Source organism: Vreelandella indica, from assembly GCF_037070225.1.
GTDB lineage: Bacteria > Pseudomonadota > Gammaproteobacteria > Pseudomonadales > Halomonadaceae > Vreelandella > Vreelandella arctica.
This window is the reverse complement of the sequence record NZ_JBANSO010000001.1, coordinates 96,200-110,847: the sequence shown is the minus strand read 5'-3', so window position 1 is coordinate 110,847 and position 14,648 is coordinate 96,200. Positions and strand designations below refer to the sequence as shown.

Sequence of the window (14,648 nt, the reverse complement as noted above, 5' to 3'; positions counted from 1 at the left end):
TATGTCCACTCTTCCTCTCTGGCTCGAACCCGTTGAGCGCTTAGTGGAAGCGGGTGGCGCGGTATTGGTCGTGCTGGCAGTGGTGGCTGTGCTGGTATTTGCCATGGCCATGGAGCGCTGGTGGTACTACCGAATTACCTGGCGTACCGCGCGGCGTCAGTTATTGCGACGTTGGGCGGCGCGCAGCGACCACACCAGTTGGAGCGCCCGTACGCTACGTCATGTGTGGGCGGAGGCGCTGGTCGCTAGACTGCGTAAGCCCTTGCCATGGCTGAAACTGCTGGTCGCGCTGTGCCCTTTATTGGGCTTGCTAGGCACGGTGACTGGCATGATTAGCGTGTTCGATAGCCTCTCGCTAAGTGAAACCCATCAAGCGCGCGCCATGGCGGACGGTGTCGCCCGAGCGACGCTGCCGACCCTAACCGGTATGGCCATTGCCGTGGTGGGGCTTTTATTTATTAGTCGTTTAGAGCATGTCATTCGTCGTGAAGACCAGCGGCTGCAAGATCGCTTGGCGCGGGCACTGGAGGAAAGTGATGCGTAGACGCCGTTCTATAGAAGCTACTGCAGAGAGTAATGAGGTGAATCTTACCCCCATGCTCGACGTGGTATTTATCATGCTGATTTTCTTTATCGTCACTACTAGCTTTGTTAAAGAGAGTGGCGTGGAGATTGATCGCCCTGAATCCAGCGCCGCGACGCCGCGCCCAGACGCCCAGGTGCTCGTGGCAATTTCCCCAGAAGGCGCCGTATGGGTGGATGGTAGTCCGGTGGATACTCACCGGGTTGGCCAACAGGTCGCCGATATGCTCAGTGACGATGGCTCGGTGGTTATTCAGGCGGACCGTGAATCCACCACGGGCCTGCTGATCGAGGTAATGGATCGCCTGCGTGAAGCGGGCGTTGAGCAAGTGGCGGTGGCGGCGAGTCGGAGCGGGTCATGATGCGCCACCTGCTGTCGTTATTGGGAGGCGTGGTGCTAGCGGTGGGCTTGTTCTGGCTGCTGGCGCAGCTGGTTGCGCCCCCCGAGCGGGAGCCCGAAGAGCTGACCATGAGCATGGCGATGACGATGGTTGAAGCGCCGGAGGTCGCCCCTGAACAAGAGGCGCCTACGCCTCAACCTGTAGAAGCAGCGCCACAGCAAGCGCCGCCTCCTATGCCCGCGCCAGAGCCGCCTCCGGTAGCGGAAAGCACGATTAGTTTACCGGAAGTAGAACTGCCGGATGAGCCCGTTGAGCCTGTCGAAATGGACAGTGAGCTCCCCGAACTTACCGAAGTTGAGCCGGAACCTGAGCCACAGCCTGAACCTGCTCCAGAACCAGCCCCAGAGCCTGCGCCGAGAGAAGCGCCTGCCGAGCCAGCCCCTGCGGCAACCACTGCTGCGCAAAGTGAACCTGCCGTGCGTGAAGCTGCGCCACAGGCTGAGCCAGCGCCCTCTAACGAGCCGGTTAGTGTAGGTCAGGCGACCCCCACCAGCCGGGTAAATCCAAGTTACCCTGCGCGCGCTCAGCGCCGTGGCATGGAAGGGTTTGTAGAGGTCGCCTTTATGATCCGGCGTGATGGCAGTGTGGATGCTTCTTCAATACGGATTACCAATGCGCAGCCGCGTCGTGTTTTTGACGATGCCGCACGGGATGCAATTAGCCAGTGGCAATTTGAACCCAGTGATCGGTTACGCAATGCCACCCAGCGGATCGAGTTTCAGTTGAGGTAGCAATATGAAGCGTCTTTTAATTTTATTGCTAAGCGTCTGGTCGTTTTCAGCGCAGGCGAGTCCCGCATTGCCTGGGGATATTATTGCCGACCTCAACGCGCTGCAGAGCCAATTGCAAGAGGGGGAGCTAAGCAGCGTTGTCGAGCGTGCCACCGCCCAGGCTGAGCGGCTAGCCTCGGGTAATCAATCGGATCAATGGGCTAGTGCGCTCTATCAACAGCTGGCTGCAGGCGCCTTGGCGCGCCAGGATCAGCCTGCTGCGGCAGCGGATCGGCTGGCGATTGCCCGTGGCTTAGACGGTGTCGATAGTGCCCAAGCAGCCCGTTGGCTACGTGAGGAGGCCTCGCTGCGCCGTGCTGCCGACCAGCATGATCAGGTCATTGAGCTACTCAGGGAGTGGTTAACCAATCAGCAGGATATCGATACGACTTGGCAGTTAATCCGCTTGCTGGCGCAACAGGAGCATTGGGAAGAAGCCGCCGACTGGCTTGAGCAGGCGCTTGATGAGACGCCAGAACTCAACGAAGCACAGCAGACGCTGGCGCTTGCTGTGTATCGCAATGCAGGGCAAGGCGATCAGGCGTTGGGCTGGCTGCTAGATGGCTTGAGTGCGCAAAGCGACGCTGCCGATTGGCGCCAAGCCGCCGGGCTTGCCCAGCAGGCTGGTCAGGCAGGGATGGCTGCTGGGCTGTGGGAAACGGCGTGGCAATTAGGCAAATTAACCGAGCAGGAAGATTTTTGGCTGTTGATTCAGCTTCATCTCGCTGGCGGAACCCCCGCTAGAGCAGCAGAGCATCTAGAGCGGGCTCTAAATGAGGGCGATATTGTCCGCGATGAAACCCACCAGCGTTTGCTTGCCAATGCCTGGCGGCAGGCTAAAGACGTTGAGAAGGCTTTGAATGCTTGGCAAGCGTTGGCGCTGCATACGCAGACAGCCGCCGACTGGCGAGCCTATGGTCAGCTCGCTTACGCCTGGGGTGAGGATGAGCAAGCGAAACAAGCCTTTGCCCGCGCCTCGTCGCTAGGTGATAAGGAGGCGGAGCAGTGGCTGGTCAGCTTTAATTGGTCAATTTAACTTAGGAAAAAACGTTTGTTCAGTTCTATGAGTCGGCGATAGGGTAGAGCGAGGGTCTTTTTCCAGGGATGGAAAAAGTAGCGCCCATGGATGGGTTTACAGCGCCCTCGCGGCGCCCTAACGCCGCAGGCAGGGAAGGCTAGGTTTTAAGCGCAATATCAAAGTCACTCCAGGTAGGCGCGTGATCAGAGGGGCGTTCCATGCCGCGCAGATCGTAGTCGATACCCGCGCCGGTGGTCTGATCGGCTAACGCCTTGGTGACGAGAATATAGTCAATGCGCAGGCCGCGCTTGGGCTCCTGGTTAAACCCTTTTGAGCGGTAGTCAAACCAGCTAAAGCGGTCATCGGTTTGTGGATAGCTGAGGCGATAGCTGTCGGTAAGCCCCCACGCTTTGACCCCTTCGAGCCATTCGCGCTCAATGGGTTGAAAGCTGGTTTTACCTTCGCGCAGCCAGCGCTTGCGGTTGGCCTCGCCGATGCCAATGTCCTGGTCTTCTGGCGATATATTAAAATCGCCCATGATGGCGAGCCGCTCGTCAGGGCGGTACTGCTCGTTGAGCAGCCGCGCTAGCTGACCATAAAAGCGCTCTTTGTTTGGAAACTTAGTGGGATGGGTGACGTTTTCGCCCTGAGGGAAATAGCCGTTCCATACCGTCACGGCTTCCCCATCTTCCGCGAGTAGGCGAACGCCGATCATACGGCACTGGGCATCTTCTTCATCATCGGGGAAGCCATAAAACACTTCTTGAGGTGCCTGACGGCACAGTAGGGCAACCCCGTAGTGGCCTTTTTGGCCGTGATAAAAGACGTGGTAGCCCATGGCTTCCACGTCAGTAATCGGGAACTCGCTATTCTGCACCTTGGTTTCCTGAAGCCCAATCACGTCCGGCTGCTGAGTGTCGATCAACGCCTGTAATTGGTGAAGCCGTGCTCGGATGCCATTAATGTTGAACGAAACCAAACGCATTATGAATCGCTCCCCTTGGGATTGTTGGATTCACTGCCTTTGTCAGGGTGAATGGCAATATCCTGCCCACTCTGCTGGCGAGCGAGTTTTCTCACTGCCTGGAGTTTGCGCTGCTGTTGCTTTTTTGCCACAAAGCGGCGCGATGGAGCCACTTGGTCAGGGTTGTCGTGGCGCCATTTTTTATAATCTTTACGCCGGCCGGTACGAATAGTTACTTTGTCGGCCAGTGAACGAGTTTTTTTCTTACGCGTCATGTCGCGCTCCTTACGTCGATTTGACGGCTATTCTAACAGGCCTTGGGACTCCTTCGACAGCAGGACGCGCTCTTATCGCCAAGCCCTGGTACAATGCGCACGTCAAGAAGCCAACTTCCACAGCAATGGACAGATAGACAGCCTATGAGCGAGTCGGAACAGACCACAGCCCCGGCCCAGAATCGCAAGCCAAAACGCCGCCGTCGTAAACCGCGTCGTCGCCAGTCGAACTGGGATCTTCGTCAGTTTCAGGTGCCCGCCGTGGCCGGCAAGTGGCGCTTTCATGACTTTGATCTGCCGCTGCCATTAATGCGCGCTATTCACGCCCAAGGGTTTGAATACTGCACACCTATTCAAGCCGAGGCCCTGCGCCAAACGCTATTAGGTGGCGATATTGTCGGCAAGGCGCAAACGGGAACCGGTAAAACCGCGGCCTTTTTGATCTCTGTGATGGCCTACTTCCTGGAAGAGCCAGCACCCAATGGTCAAAAGCCAGGTGCACCGCGCGCGTTGATCATAGCGCCTACTCGCGAGCTGGCGCTGCAGATCGAAAAAGATGCTAAAGCGTTAGCACGATTTACCCAGCTCAATGTGGCGAGTGTGGTCGGCGGTATGGACTACCAGAAGCAGCGTGAAAGTCTGGGCAGCAAGATCGATATTCTAGTAGCAACGCCAGGGCGCCTGCTGGATTTCCATCAGAAGCGTGATATCGACCTTAATGAGGTTGAAGTATTGGTGTTAGATGAAGCCGACCGCATGTTGTCGATGGGCTTTATTCCCGACGTGAAGCGGATTATTCGCTACACGCCGAAAAAAGAGGAGCGCCAGACCTTCCTCTTTTCGGCCACCTTTACTGACGACATCTTGAATCTCGCCAGTCAGTGGACGCTTGATCCTGCCCACGTCGAGATCGAAGTGACCGTCGAGAATCAGGCGGATATCGATCAGCGTGTGTATTTGGTGTCTGATGACGATAAGCAGCGCTTGTTGGTTAATCTACTCCAGCAAGAGAGCTTTGAGCGCGTTATGGTCTTTGGTAACCGCCGTGACTTGGTGCGCAAGCTTGACGATCTACTCAAAAAAGCTGGCGTAAGCGTGGCGATGCTGTCAGGTGATGTGCCTCAGGGTCAGCGTATTAAAACCCTGGAAAGCTTCCGCGAAGGCGAGATTCAGGTGTTGGTAGCCACTGACGTTGCAGGCCGCGGGATCCATATTGAAGACGTTAGTCACGTCATCAACTATACCCTACCGGAAGATCCAGAAGACTACGTACACCGTATCGGTCGTACCGGTCGAGCTGGCGCTAAGGGTGTCTCGATTAGCTTCGTTGGCGAAGAGGATGCGTTCTCACTGCCGGAAATCGAACGCTATATCAACGACAAGCTGCCCTGCGTGCATCCGCCGGAAGGTATGCTCTAAGCCGCATGCTGGATGATGCCCTCAAAAGCGAGATTCAAGACGCTTACCGTCGCGTGGTGGATACCCTTGAGCTAACACCACGCTACGGCCAGCGCATGATGATCGCCGAAATCGCCAGGACCCTCGGTAATATCGAGAGCGACAGCGAAGGTAAGCGCACAAGCGATACCCACGTGTGTGTGCTTGAAGCGGGCACCGGCACTGGAAAAACGCTGGCCTATCTAATCGCCGCCTTGCCCATCGCGAAAGCGCGCGGCAAGCGGCTGATTATTTCCACGGCCACGGTCGCTCTCCAAGAGCAGGTGCTGAATCAGGACTTACCCTCGCTGGCTAGCCACAGTGGCATTCCCTTTCGCTACGCATTAGCCAAAGGGCGTGGTCGCTATGTGTGCGTGGCGCGTCTGGATCAGGCGCTCGAAGGCACTGAACCCAACCCAACGCTCTCGTTGTTTGAGCAGTCGCTGCAAACGCAAAGTAGTGACTTTACGGTCATTGCCAGCGATATGGCGCAAGCTTATGGCCAGGGCGAATGGGAAGGGGATCGCGATAATTGGCCAGAGTCGATAGACGATGCGCACTGGCGAAGACTCACAGTAGATCATCGCCAGTGTACGGGCAGGCGCTGCGGGCACTTTGGTGCCTGCGCGTTTTTCCGTTCCCGTCGTGAACTTGAGAATGCGGATGTTATCGTCGCCAATCACGACCTTGTGCTGGCTGACTTGGCCTTGGGCGGCGGCGCTATTCTGCCCGACCCGGCGGACTGCATCTTTGTGTTCGACGAAGGCCATCACTTGCCCGAAAAGGCGCTTTCCCATTTTGCTCACCGCTTTGCAGTGCATGGTTGCTTGCGTTGGCTGAAAACGCTAAAAAGCAGTTTGACCGATCTTCACCAGGCGTTGGCTATTCAGCCAACGGTGGCGCGGCTTTTGGTCAGCTTGCCAGAGCTCATTCATAACCTGGAACCCGCACTAGGCGATGTGTTTAGCATGGGTCATCAGTTGGCGGAGCGGCCAAATGGTTTGGCTGACGAAGAGGCCACTCATCAATCGCGTTTTGAGAAGGGCCAAGTGCCCGACGCTCTGCGGGAACAGGCGCAGCAATTGTTGGTGATGTTCGCCTCGCTGTCGCGCTGCTTGGAGAGCATTAGCGACATCCTGCGTGAAAGCCTCGACCCTGATAAACAGACCGGCCTTGATCGTGAGCAGGCAGAAACCTGGTTGCCGCTTGTTGCGTTGCTTCATGGGCGGGCGTTAGAGGCCCATGCCTTGTGGCAGGCGTTCAGCGAGCAGGATGTTGCTAATGAAGCACCCAGCGCTCGCTGGATTACCCTAAGTCGTGTAGCGGGGGAGCCGGAGGTTGAGTTTTCGGCTAGCCCGGTATCAGCCGCGCACACGCTTGCCAAGCATTTATGGGGGCGCTGCCATGGGGCGGTAGTCACCTCAGCGACCCTGACGGCCTTGGGTCGCTTTGAGCGGCTACAAGAGCGGGCAGGCTTGGCCAATCGCTATCGCTATCAGGCGTTGCCGAGCCCCTTTGATTACGCCAATGCGGTGCTGCGCGTACCCAAAGAGGCCACCGACCCTGGGGATAGGGATGCCCACGAGCGGGCGATTGTGACTTTTGTCTCGCAGTTGGCCGACAAAGAGGCGGCGCTAGTGCTGTTCTCTTCTCGAGCTCAGCTTCGCGCGGTCGATAAAGCACTGCCCGCCAGTGTGAAAGAGCGCGTGCTCGCACAGGATGCGTTGCCAAAGCGCGAGCTTATCGAGCGACACCGTGCGGCGGTGGATAGGGGTGAGGGAAGTATCATCTTTGGCTTAGCGAGCTTTGCCGAGGGGATCGATCTTCCCGGCGATTATTTGACGCACGTGGTGATTACGCGACTACCCTTTGCAGTGCCCGATGACCCGGTGGGCGCTACGTTAGCTGAGTGGATAGAGAGCCAGGGCGGTAACGCGTTTATGCGCATTAGCGTGCCTGATGCGTCTATTAAACTGGTGCAGGCCTGCGGGCGCTTGATTCGTAAGGAGAGTGATCGGGGGACGATCACCTTGCTGGATAAGCGGGTGATTACCCGTCGATATGGGCAAGCGCTGCTGGACGCACTGCCACCATTTCGGCGTGAAATTAGTCGCTAACGATTATCCAGTGTGCTGGGAAACAACAAAAAACCCCGCCGAAGCGGGGTTTTCGACCTACTTGGCGATGCGCTTGGCTAGCGTGGCGGCAAGTTTATCGTTCATGCGGTTGAAGGTTTCCACCGTGGTGTCCCAGTCGATGCAAGCATCGGTAATCGAGACGCCATACTGCAGCTGGCTAAGATCCTGCGGCAATTTTTGATTGCCCCAGCCAATGTTGGATTCAACCATCAGGCCTATGATGGAAGTGTTGCCTTCCAGGATTTGGTTGGTAACGTTTTCCAATACTAACGGCTGTAGCGCTGCGTCCTTGTTGGAGTTGGCGTGGGAGCAGTCGATCATAATGTTGGGCGAGAGCTTGGCTTTCTCGAGCTCTTTCTCCGCCAGGGCAACGCTTACGCTGTCGTAGTTGGGCTTGCCGTTGCCGCCACGTAGAACAACATGGCCGTAGGCGTTGCCTCGGGTGCGAATAATGGCCACCTGGCCTGCTTGGTTAATCCCCAGGAAATTGTGCGGGCTGGCCACGGACTGAAGCGCGTTAATCGCCACATCCAGGCTGCCGTCGGTACCGTTTTTAAAGCCGACCGGGCAGGAAAGGCCGGAAGCCATTTCCCGGTGAGTTTGCGACTCGGTCGTGCGGGCGCCAATCGCTGACCAGCTAATGCAGTCTTGCATGTACTGAGGAGAGATGGGATCGAGTGCTTCGGTAGCGAGCGGTAAGCCCATTTCAGCGAGGTCGACCAGCAGCTTTCGAGCGATGTGCAAGCCTTCATCGATCTCAAAAGAGTCGTTGAGGTGCGGGTCGTTGATCAGGCCTTTCCAGCCCACCGTTGTGCGCGGCTTTTCGAAATAGACGCGCATCACTATATACAGGCTGTCGCTGACTTGATCGGCAAGTTTGCGAAGACGGCGGGCATAATCAAGCGCTGCTTCCACGTCGTGAATAGAGCAAGGGCCGACCACTACCAACAGGCGTGGATCGCTGCCATCCAGGATGTTCTGGATGGTTTTACGCCCCTCTATTACGGTGCGCTCTGCTGCCTCCGTTAACGGTATGGCATTCTTGAGCGCTTCTGGCGTTGTGAGAACGTCTTGAGCGAGGACGTTAAGGTTATTAACCTGCTGTTCTGACATCTTGCTACCTGTGCTTGCGTAATGGCTGAAAAAGTGAGGGGACGATAAAAGTGGCGTCTACTATCGCTTGCCGGGGAGGTAAAAATCAATTGTTGTGGAACTATAGCAGCATTAAAAGTGTCAGCCGCAGGGTTTTGTGAAAGGAGCTAAGTGCTTGATGCCTTGCACGGAACGCGCAACACTGAGGCTCTGTTTTAACTGGGCCCTGTCTTTAAAATTCGGTACCGTTATAAAATGCAACAACATATACGGGCGATGTATTCGCTCTTTTATTCACTCTATTATTAATCAATGCCCAAGGGACGCTATGCTGCTTGCTGTGAACGCCCACTTGTTAGGGCTAATAGGAATGGGGCTCGGCGCACGCCGTACGAGCTGGAGGAGCGTGTGAATGGGCACTCGGGAAACAGACCAACAGCTTGTGGAACGTGCCCAAAAAGGCGATACGCGCGCTTTCGATTTGCTGGTAAAAAAATACCAGCACAAAATTATCGGCTTGATCGGTCGTTACGTTCATGATCACTCTGAAGTGCAGGATGTTGCTCAGGAGGCATTTATCAAGGCGTATCGCGCCTTGGGCAAGTTTCGCGCCGAAAGCGCGTTTTATACCTGGATGTACCGTATTGCTATCAATACTGCCAAAAATTATTTGGTCTCACGGGGCAGGCGTCCTCCGGGCAGCGATCTAGATATTGTTGATGCTGAAATTATCGATCAAAGTGGTCGATTGGCCGATTCAGAATCGCCGGAAGCGGCCATTGCCAGAGATCAGCTTGAAGCAGCGGTTTACCAAGCTATTGCCAATTTGCCTGATGATCTGCGCACGGCGATAACCTTGCGAGAACTGGATGGTCTTGCTTACGAAGATATCGCTCAGGTAATGCAGTGTCCGGTGGGTACCGTTCGCTCACGAATTTTCCGCGCTCGGGAAGCGGTTGATGAGCATATTCGTCCGTTAGTATCGACGGCCAGGAACAGTCGCGATGAATAACGGTCACTAATAAAAGGGCTAGGTGATTGCTTTGAATCGCCATCACAATAAATGAAGGTTTTACTTTTTTTGTGAACTGTCTGGCACGTTTAGCGTCATAAAGCATGACTATCTTGATGAGCACAATGGTTGTATCAATGTGCAAAGCGTCATGAGCTTAGCGTTGTAACCTGGTTAGGTAGATAGCCTAAGTAGTGTGTAACGGAGTCTTGGCCTTGGAAGTCGTCGGCGTGATGGTGCTTGTTCTGAGTGGCCACTATGCCAGTACTTCTTTTAAACAGTGTGAGGGTGTGAAGTATGAGTCAAAACACACGGGAATCACTTTCGGTGTTGATGGATGGCGAAAGTGATGAGCTAGAGCTTCGCCGAGTGTTGAAGGCGCTGCCTAACGATGATGACGCCGCCGATACTTGGCGCCGCTATCATCTTGCGCGCAGCATGATGCAACGTGAGCAGGGTGTCGATGTAAGCGTTGATCTTTCTGCTGGCATCATGGCCCGATTGCGTGACGAGCCTGCTCCCATAACGCAAGGCTCAGACCAAGTGGCCTATCGCACTGGAGGGATATCGTTTGCCCGTGGTGCTGGCGTTGCTGCTGCTGTCTCCTTGATGGTTATTACAGGTGTGCAGTTCTTTGGCAGCGATTCGCCGGTTGGTCAAGGTGGCGACATTGCAACGACTGCTTCCAGTACTAATGGGGGGACTCAAGTGCAACCCGTTAGTTTGGCGTCTCAGCCGGCAGTTGCTGGGCGTGCAGATATGCCGATGTTTGAACCTACGCCGTTTAGGCTTAGCGGGCAGTCAGGTCAAAGTGGTTTGATGAATATTAGTGAAGCTGGCTTCTCAGCGCAGGCTCCTCAGGGAGTCACCGCTTCACAAGGCACTAACATTGATGTTGATCAGATCGGCTTATTGCAATCTTACTTAAAACAGCACACCCAAAGTGCCGCTTACGGCAGTGGTGACAGCTGGATGCCGCTGATGCGTCCTTCTGCAGTAACTGAGCCACTAGGGCAGCGCTAAGCCTCAATGACGGGTTTTTTCATAGCGCCTATTAGGTGAGCAGGGAGTGCGCGAGATGGAAGTGCGCAATATGATGTTTGCCCTGCGGACTAAGCGAGCATGGGGGCTAGCAACTGCAGCTGTGGCTTGTATGCTCTCTTTTGATGTCTATGCAGAGAGCATAAATAAACAATCAGAAAGCCACGCTGGTTATGAATGTGCAGCGGTTTCGCAGCAGGCGCCTAGCAGCGCAACACAGTGGCTTGAGCGTGGTTTGTGGGCCAGCCACTGTTACGCCTTTCAAGCAAGAGCCGTCGCTATTGATTCAATCGGGGTTCGCACTCTTGCGCTTTCGCACCGAATTCAAGACGGTATTCGACAGCAGGTAGTTCAGTATTTAGATGGTCCCTCTGTCAGTATCGAGCGACGCTCGCCAGTCGGGCGGTTAGCCTGGACAGAAGAGGACAGCACTGGTGAGCTGCCTTCTCCAGCGCGGTGGGCCGCTCACCTTGAGCAGTTCTATTCCATTGAGCTTGAAGATAACGCGCGTGTTGCTGGTCGTGAAGCGGTTAAACTAATGTTTGAGCCTCGCGATCAATGGCGTTTTTCCCATGAGTGGTGGCTAGACCAAGACACTGGCCTGTTGCTGAAGCATGTACTCATTGACCAGCAAGGGCGAATCATAGAAACTTTTCAAATCACTCAGCTTCAATCGCCTCGAAAGTATACTGGAATCGTTAGGGTAGATGGTTCAAAGGTCGTGCTGGGCACTCCCTGGCAAGTTACCTGGTTGCCCGAAGGTTTTGTTACTCAACCGATTAATTTTACCGGCAATGATCGGCATCAACGAGTTTATAGCGACGGTTTAGCGACGGTAAGTATCTTTGTGGAACCTCTTTCCTCTGATGCTACTACCGCTTTAAAAGAAGGCGTCCAGCAACTGGGTGTTTCTGCTGTCGCCATTGAGCATACAATGAGCGCTAAAGGTCGTTGGCAGGTGGTGGCCATTGGTGAGCTGCCTGTAGCAACACTCCAACGGATCGTCCGCTCAATCAATTTTGATTTGCTTGAATCTCAGACCAGTAGTGATAGCCACGATGAGGATGAGCCTTAGTGTTTTCGTTTTACGTATGTCAAGAAATGAAATGACGGCCTCTACTGCATGCTCCACTCTGCTGCGCACTGGCACTGTTGTAGGGTTTAAGCCCCAGCATCTTATTATAGAAATGTCTGCCCAAGAGAATTGTGAGCAGTGCGCGCAGGGAAGAGGGTGCGGTTTAGGATTGTTATCGCGTCGGCGCAGCCAGCACATTGCTATAGCACTTCCTGAGTCAGCCCTAGATATTGAGCAGCGCTATCCATTAGGGAAGTTGGTCACCATAAGCTTGCCAAGTGCGTCCGTCACGCTACTCGCTTTTTTTGTTTATGGGCTCCCTTTACTGCTAGCGCTGTTGCTATCCGGCATAGTCTCGCGTGTTAGTGATTTAATTTGGCTGCCGCCACTGATCTTTTTTATCGCCTTGGTGGGCGGTGCGCTAAGTATTAACTCCCTATTGCGTGGGCGAGGGGAACGCTTTCGTCCACGCTTGGTCAATTAGAAGGTTAATTTAGTTCTCCGGCACTTTTCAATGAACTGTTTCTATAAAAAATTTCTATAAACAGTTTCTATGAACGTTGCTGTGAGTCATTGATCTGCCTTCGATTACTATCACCTTAAGTAGGAGCTCTTGCATGAAGCGCTTGATTCTCCCCTCCACCCTATGGGTATGTGTGGTGGCATTGCTAACCTTTGGCCAAGCGGCCAGCGCACAGGGTTTGCCTGATTTTACCGAGCTGGTAGAGGATGCCGCCCCTGGGGTGGTGAATATTTCTACCAGTAGAACGGTTCAGCGTAGCAGTGTCCCTGGTTTTGAAGGGTTCGGTGGTCAGGAAATCCCAGAAATTTTCCGCCATTTTTTTGGTGATAACTTTGGCGATAGCTTCCCCGAGCCGCCTAGCAATGGGCAAGGACGTAGTGAAGAGCGTCAATCCTTAGGTTCCGGCTTCGTTATTAGCGAGGATGGCTACGTGATGACTAACGCACACGTTGTTCAAGACGCTGATGAAATTCTTGTGCGGCTCAATGATCGACGTGAGTTGAGTGCCCAAGTGATTGGTAGTGACCCACAAACCGATGTGGCACTCCTTAAAATAGAGGCCAATGACCTACCAACATTGACGCTGGGCGATTCTGACGACCTCAAAGTTGGCGAATGGGTCGCTGCGATTGGCTCGCCTTTCGGTTTTGATCACTCCGTCACGGCGGGTATCGTCAGTGCAATCAATCGCACATTGCCGCGTGATGCGTATGTTCCCTTTATTCAAACGGACGTGGCGATCAACCCCGGTAACTCCGGTGGTCCGCTGTTTAATCTTGATGGCGAAGTGGTCGGCATCAACTCACAAATCTTTACTCGTAGCGGCGGTTTCATGGGTGTTTCATTCGCGATTCCCATCAACGTGGCTATGGATGTGGCCGAGCAACTGCGTGAAGATGGCCGAGTTAATCGCGGCTGGTTAGGTGTCATGATCCAGCCGGTCTCCGAAGATTTGGCTGAGTCGTTTGGCATGGAGAGTGCGATTGGTGCGCTGATTGCTGATCTTGATCCCGAAGGCCCCGCCGCGCAGGGTGGCCTCCAGGCTGGTGATGTCATTCTTGAAGTCAATGGTGAAGAGGTTGAGCGCTCAAGCTCGCTGCCGCGTCTGATTGGCAAAGGTGAGCCCGGGACCGAGGTAGAGCTTACCTTGATGCGTGATGGTGAACAGCTGACCGAATCAGTAGAGCTGGGCAGTTGGCCGGACGCCGAGCAGCAGACTGCTCAAGCCACTAGCGAAAACCAAACACGTCTTGGCGTAATGGTCTCTGAAATTGATGATGCTATGCGTGAGCAGCTGAATATCTCAGGTGGCGTGGTAGTTCGCCAAGTTGAGTCAGGTAGCGTGGCAGCTAAAGCAGGAATTCGGCCTGGGGATGTATTGGTAAGTATCGATCATCGCAGCGTCTCTTCTTCAGAGGAATTAATGAGCATTGTCAAAGAGTTGCCTACTGATCGTGCCATTCCGTTGCGCCTGTTCCGCGAGGGTCGTTCGCTGTTTGTAGCGCTTCGCCTAGAATAATCCATCTATTGTTACCCATAGTCCGGCGGTTCTCGCCGGACTATGGCTGCTAGCCTGCCTCACTCGATAATTAAGCTCGCTAGGCTGTATTTCCTACCTCTATTTCCTCCGACCACTTTATTTCCTCTTGCCTCTTTTGATCACTCCTCATTCTTTTTTTCACGTTCTTTACTCTTACCTTTTTTATCAACAAGGTTCTTTATAATGTCGTGCTCGAATCGGCCTAACATCACCATGATGATTAATCCTAAAACGGTGACCATAACGGCTAATGGGAAATTATTGATGCCTGCGGCAACGCCAACGGCACCGGCCAGCCAAATCGAGGCGCCAGTGGTAATCCCTTCGATGTGGGCGCCACTGCGAATAATACTGCCAGCACCCAAAAAACCTATGCCACCAATGACGCCCTCAACAACACGATTCGGATCGATACTTGCCGCGTGATCCCCTTCACTCGTGGCAAATAGCACGCTCATGCCAACAATGATAAATGCAGACGAGCCAAGTGACACCAGCATATGGGAGCGGAGCCCCGCGGGTTTGCCACGAAGCTCCCGTTCCAAGCCAAGGCACAGGGCCAGGCCGGAGGCAACAAGCAGGCGGGCTAGCATATCCAGGATGGGGATTTCGGTTTCCATGACATTCCTTTTCAAGCTCATCCAATAAAAAAACCTAGTATAGGAATAAGCAAATACCATGAAATAGTTAAAGTTGGCTTGCCCCTATGCCTGCACAAGGGGTGAAAAATAGTACGTGTAGAACCTTAGTAAGGTGATTAGGTAGCGGTTATTTTTGGCA

The 14,648-nt window shown here is 54.3% G+C and carries 15 protein-coding genes; 11 read left to right on the top strand and 4 right to left on the bottom strand.

Annotated features, from left to right (window positions below; genetic code table 11):
* The first annotated feature begins 1 nt into the window (after position 1).
* The 4 genes from V8L71_RS00520 to V8L71_RS00505 are packed head-to-tail and all read left to right on the top strand — an operon-like array spanning position 2 to position 2,789.
* Positions 2–544, top strand: coding sequence for a MotA/TolQ/ExbB proton channel family protein (locus V8L71_RS00520; protein ID WP_101146176.1), 543 nt, complete (start codon positions 2–4; stop codon positions 542–544).
* Positions 537–944, top strand: coding sequence for an ExbD/TolR family protein (locus V8L71_RS00515; protein ID WP_101146175.1), 408 nt, complete (start codon positions 537–539; stop codon positions 942–944). The genes V8L71_RS00520 and V8L71_RS00515 overlap by 8 nt, the downstream gene beginning before the upstream one ends.
* Entirely contained in the window at positions 941–1,714 is a 774-nt protein-coding gene (locus V8L71_RS00510) for an energy transducer TonB (RefSeq protein WP_101146174.1), read from the top strand. Before V8L71_RS00515 ends, V8L71_RS00510 begins: the two co-directional genes overlap by 4 nt.
* A 4-nt stretch (positions 1,715–1,718) precedes the next feature.
* Positions 1,719–2,789 (top strand): tetratricopeptide repeat protein, encoded by a 1,071-nt coding sequence (locus tag V8L71_RS00505; RefSeq protein ID WP_336272927.1) that lies wholly within the window; start codon positions 1,719–1,721, stop codon positions 2,787–2,789.
* A gap of 139 nt (positions 2,790–2,928) precedes the next feature.
* On the opposite strand, the gene xthA is transcribed toward V8L71_RS00505, so the two are convergent.
* A complete protein-coding gene (xthA, locus tag V8L71_RS00500; protein WP_101146172.1) occupies positions 2,929–3,756 on the bottom strand; it encodes an exodeoxyribonuclease III in 828 nt (275 codons plus the stop codon).
* On the bottom strand, positions 3,756–4,010 hold the full coding sequence (locus tag V8L71_RS00495; protein WP_101146171.1) for a hypothetical protein: 255 nt from the start codon (positions 4,008–4,010) through the stop codon (positions 3,756–3,758). Before V8L71_RS00495 ends, xthA begins: the two co-directional genes overlap by 1 nt.
* Positions 4,011–4,154: 144 nt before the next feature.
* On the opposite strand from V8L71_RS00495, the gene rhlB reads away from it, so the two are divergent.
* Both rhlB and dinG read left to right on the top strand, forming a co-directional pair.
* Positions 4,155–5,429 (top strand): ATP-dependent RNA helicase RhlB, encoded by a 1,275-nt coding sequence (gene rhlB / locus V8L71_RS00490; RefSeq protein ID WP_232774769.1) that lies wholly within the window; start codon positions 4,155–4,157, stop codon positions 5,427–5,429.
* Between the two features lie 5 nt (positions 5,430–5,434).
* A complete protein-coding gene (gene dinG, locus V8L71_RS00485) occupies positions 5,435–7,564 on the top strand; it encodes an ATP-dependent DNA helicase DinG (RefSeq protein ID WP_336272926.1) in 2,130 nt (709 codons plus the stop codon).
* A gap of 57 nt (positions 7,565–7,621) precedes the next feature.
* Here dinG and V8L71_RS00480 read toward each other — a convergent pair whose 3' ends face one another.
* Positions 7,622–8,698, bottom strand: coding sequence for a 3-deoxy-7-phosphoheptulonate synthase (locus V8L71_RS00480; protein WP_101146168.1), 1,077 nt, complete (start codon positions 8,696–8,698; stop codon positions 7,622–7,624).
* 391 nt (positions 8,699–9,089) lie between these two features.
* Between V8L71_RS00480 and rpoE the strand changes: the two genes are divergently transcribed.
* The 5 genes from rpoE (at position 9,090) to V8L71_RS00455 (ending at position 13,847) form a co-directional block, all read left to right on the top strand.
* Positions 9,090–9,689 (top strand): RNA polymerase sigma factor RpoE, encoded by a 600-nt coding sequence (rpoE, locus tag V8L71_RS00475; RefSeq protein WP_008956771.1) that lies wholly within the window; start codon positions 9,090–9,092, stop codon positions 9,687–9,689.
* A 297-nt stretch (positions 9,690–9,986) separates the two neighbouring features.
* Complete coding sequence (locus V8L71_RS00470) at positions 9,987–10,712, top strand: sigma-E factor negative regulatory protein (protein WP_336272925.1); 726 nt, start codon at positions 9,987–9,989, stop codon at positions 10,710–10,712.
* A gap of 55 nt (positions 10,713–10,767) precedes the next feature.
* Positions 10,768–11,805, top strand: a complete 1,038-nt coding sequence (locus V8L71_RS00465; protein ID WP_101146166.1) for a MucB/RseB C-terminal domain-containing protein — start codon at positions 10,768–10,770, stop codon at positions 11,803–11,805.
* Positions 11,789–12,289: a SoxR reducing system RseC family protein gene (locus tag V8L71_RS00460; RefSeq protein ID WP_332870628.1), complete on the top strand. Its 501-nt coding sequence runs from the start codon at positions 11,789–11,791 to the stop codon at positions 12,287–12,289. Before V8L71_RS00465 ends, V8L71_RS00460 begins: the two co-directional genes overlap by 17 nt.
* Before the next feature lie 133 nt (positions 12,290–12,422).
* Positions 12,423–13,847 carry a DegQ family serine endoprotease gene (locus V8L71_RS00455; protein ID WP_336272924.1) on the top strand — a complete coding sequence of 475 codons (1,425 nt, stop codon included), beginning with the start codon at positions 12,423–12,425 and terminating at the stop codon, positions 13,845–13,847.
* A gap of 140 nt (positions 13,848–13,987) precedes the next feature.
* Here the strand turns inward: V8L71_RS00455 and V8L71_RS00450 are convergent, their stop codons facing one another.
* On the bottom strand, positions 13,988–14,488 hold the full coding sequence (locus V8L71_RS00450; RefSeq protein ID WP_336272923.1) for an MgtC/SapB family protein: 501 nt from the start codon (positions 14,486–14,488) through the stop codon (positions 13,988–13,990).
* Between the last annotated feature and the right edge of the window lie 160 nt (positions 14,489–14,648).

What these genes read in the sequence shown, in the direction of transcription:
- V8L71_RS00520 (WP_101146176.1), top strand. Translation starts at nt 2, where the DNA reads ATGTCCACTCTTCCTCTCTGGCTCGAACCCGTTGAGCGCTTAGTGGAA.
- V8L71_RS00515 (WP_101146175.1), top strand. Translation starts at nt 537, where the DNA reads ATGCGTAGACGCCGTTCTATAGAAGCTACTGCAGAGAGTAATGAGGTG.
- V8L71_RS00510 (WP_101146174.1), top strand. Translation starts at nt 941, where the DNA reads ATGATGCGCCACCTGCTGTCGTTATTGGGAGGCGTGGTGCTAGCGGTG.
- V8L71_RS00505 (WP_336272927.1), top strand. Translation starts at nt 1,719, where the DNA reads ATGAAGCGTCTTTTAATTTTATTGCTAAGCGTCTGGTCGTTTTCAGCG.
- xthA (WP_101146172.1), bottom strand. Translation starts at nt 3,756, where the DNA reads ATGCGTTTGGTTTCGTTCAACATTAATGGCATCCGAGCACGGCTTCAC.
- V8L71_RS00495 (WP_101146171.1), bottom strand. Translation starts at nt 4,010, where the DNA reads ATGACGCGTAAGAAAAAAACTCGTTCACTGGCCGACAAAGTAACTATT.
- rhlB (WP_232774769.1), top strand. Translation starts at nt 4,155, where the DNA reads ATGAGCGAGTCGGAACAGACCACAGCCCCGGCCCAGAATCGCAAGCCA.
- dinG (WP_336272926.1), top strand. Translation starts at nt 5,435, where the DNA reads ATGCTGGATGATGCCCTCAAAAGCGAGATTCAAGACGCTTACCGTCGC.
- V8L71_RS00480 (WP_101146168.1), bottom strand. Translation starts at nt 8,698, where the DNA reads ATGTCAGAACAGCAGGTTAATAACCTTAACGTCCTCGCTCAAGACGTT.
- rpoE (WP_008956771.1), top strand. Translation starts at nt 9,090, where the DNA reads ATGGGCACTCGGGAAACAGACCAACAGCTTGTGGAACGTGCCCAAAAA.
- V8L71_RS00470 (WP_336272925.1), top strand. Translation starts at nt 9,987, where the DNA reads ATGAGTCAAAACACACGGGAATCACTTTCGGTGTTGATGGATGGCGAA.
- V8L71_RS00465 (WP_101146166.1), top strand. Translation starts at nt 10,768, where the DNA reads ATGGAAGTGCGCAATATGATGTTTGCCCTGCGGACTAAGCGAGCATGG.
- V8L71_RS00460 (WP_332870628.1), top strand. Translation starts at nt 11,789, where the DNA reads ATGAGGATGAGCCTTAGTGTTTTCGTTTTACGTATGTCAAGAAATGAA.
- V8L71_RS00455 (WP_336272924.1), top strand. Translation starts at nt 12,423, where the DNA reads ATGAAGCGCTTGATTCTCCCCTCCACCCTATGGGTATGTGTGGTGGCA.
- V8L71_RS00450 (WP_336272923.1), bottom strand. Translation starts at nt 14,488, where the DNA reads ATGGAAACCGAAATCCCCATCCTGGATATGCTAGCCCGCCTGCTTGTT.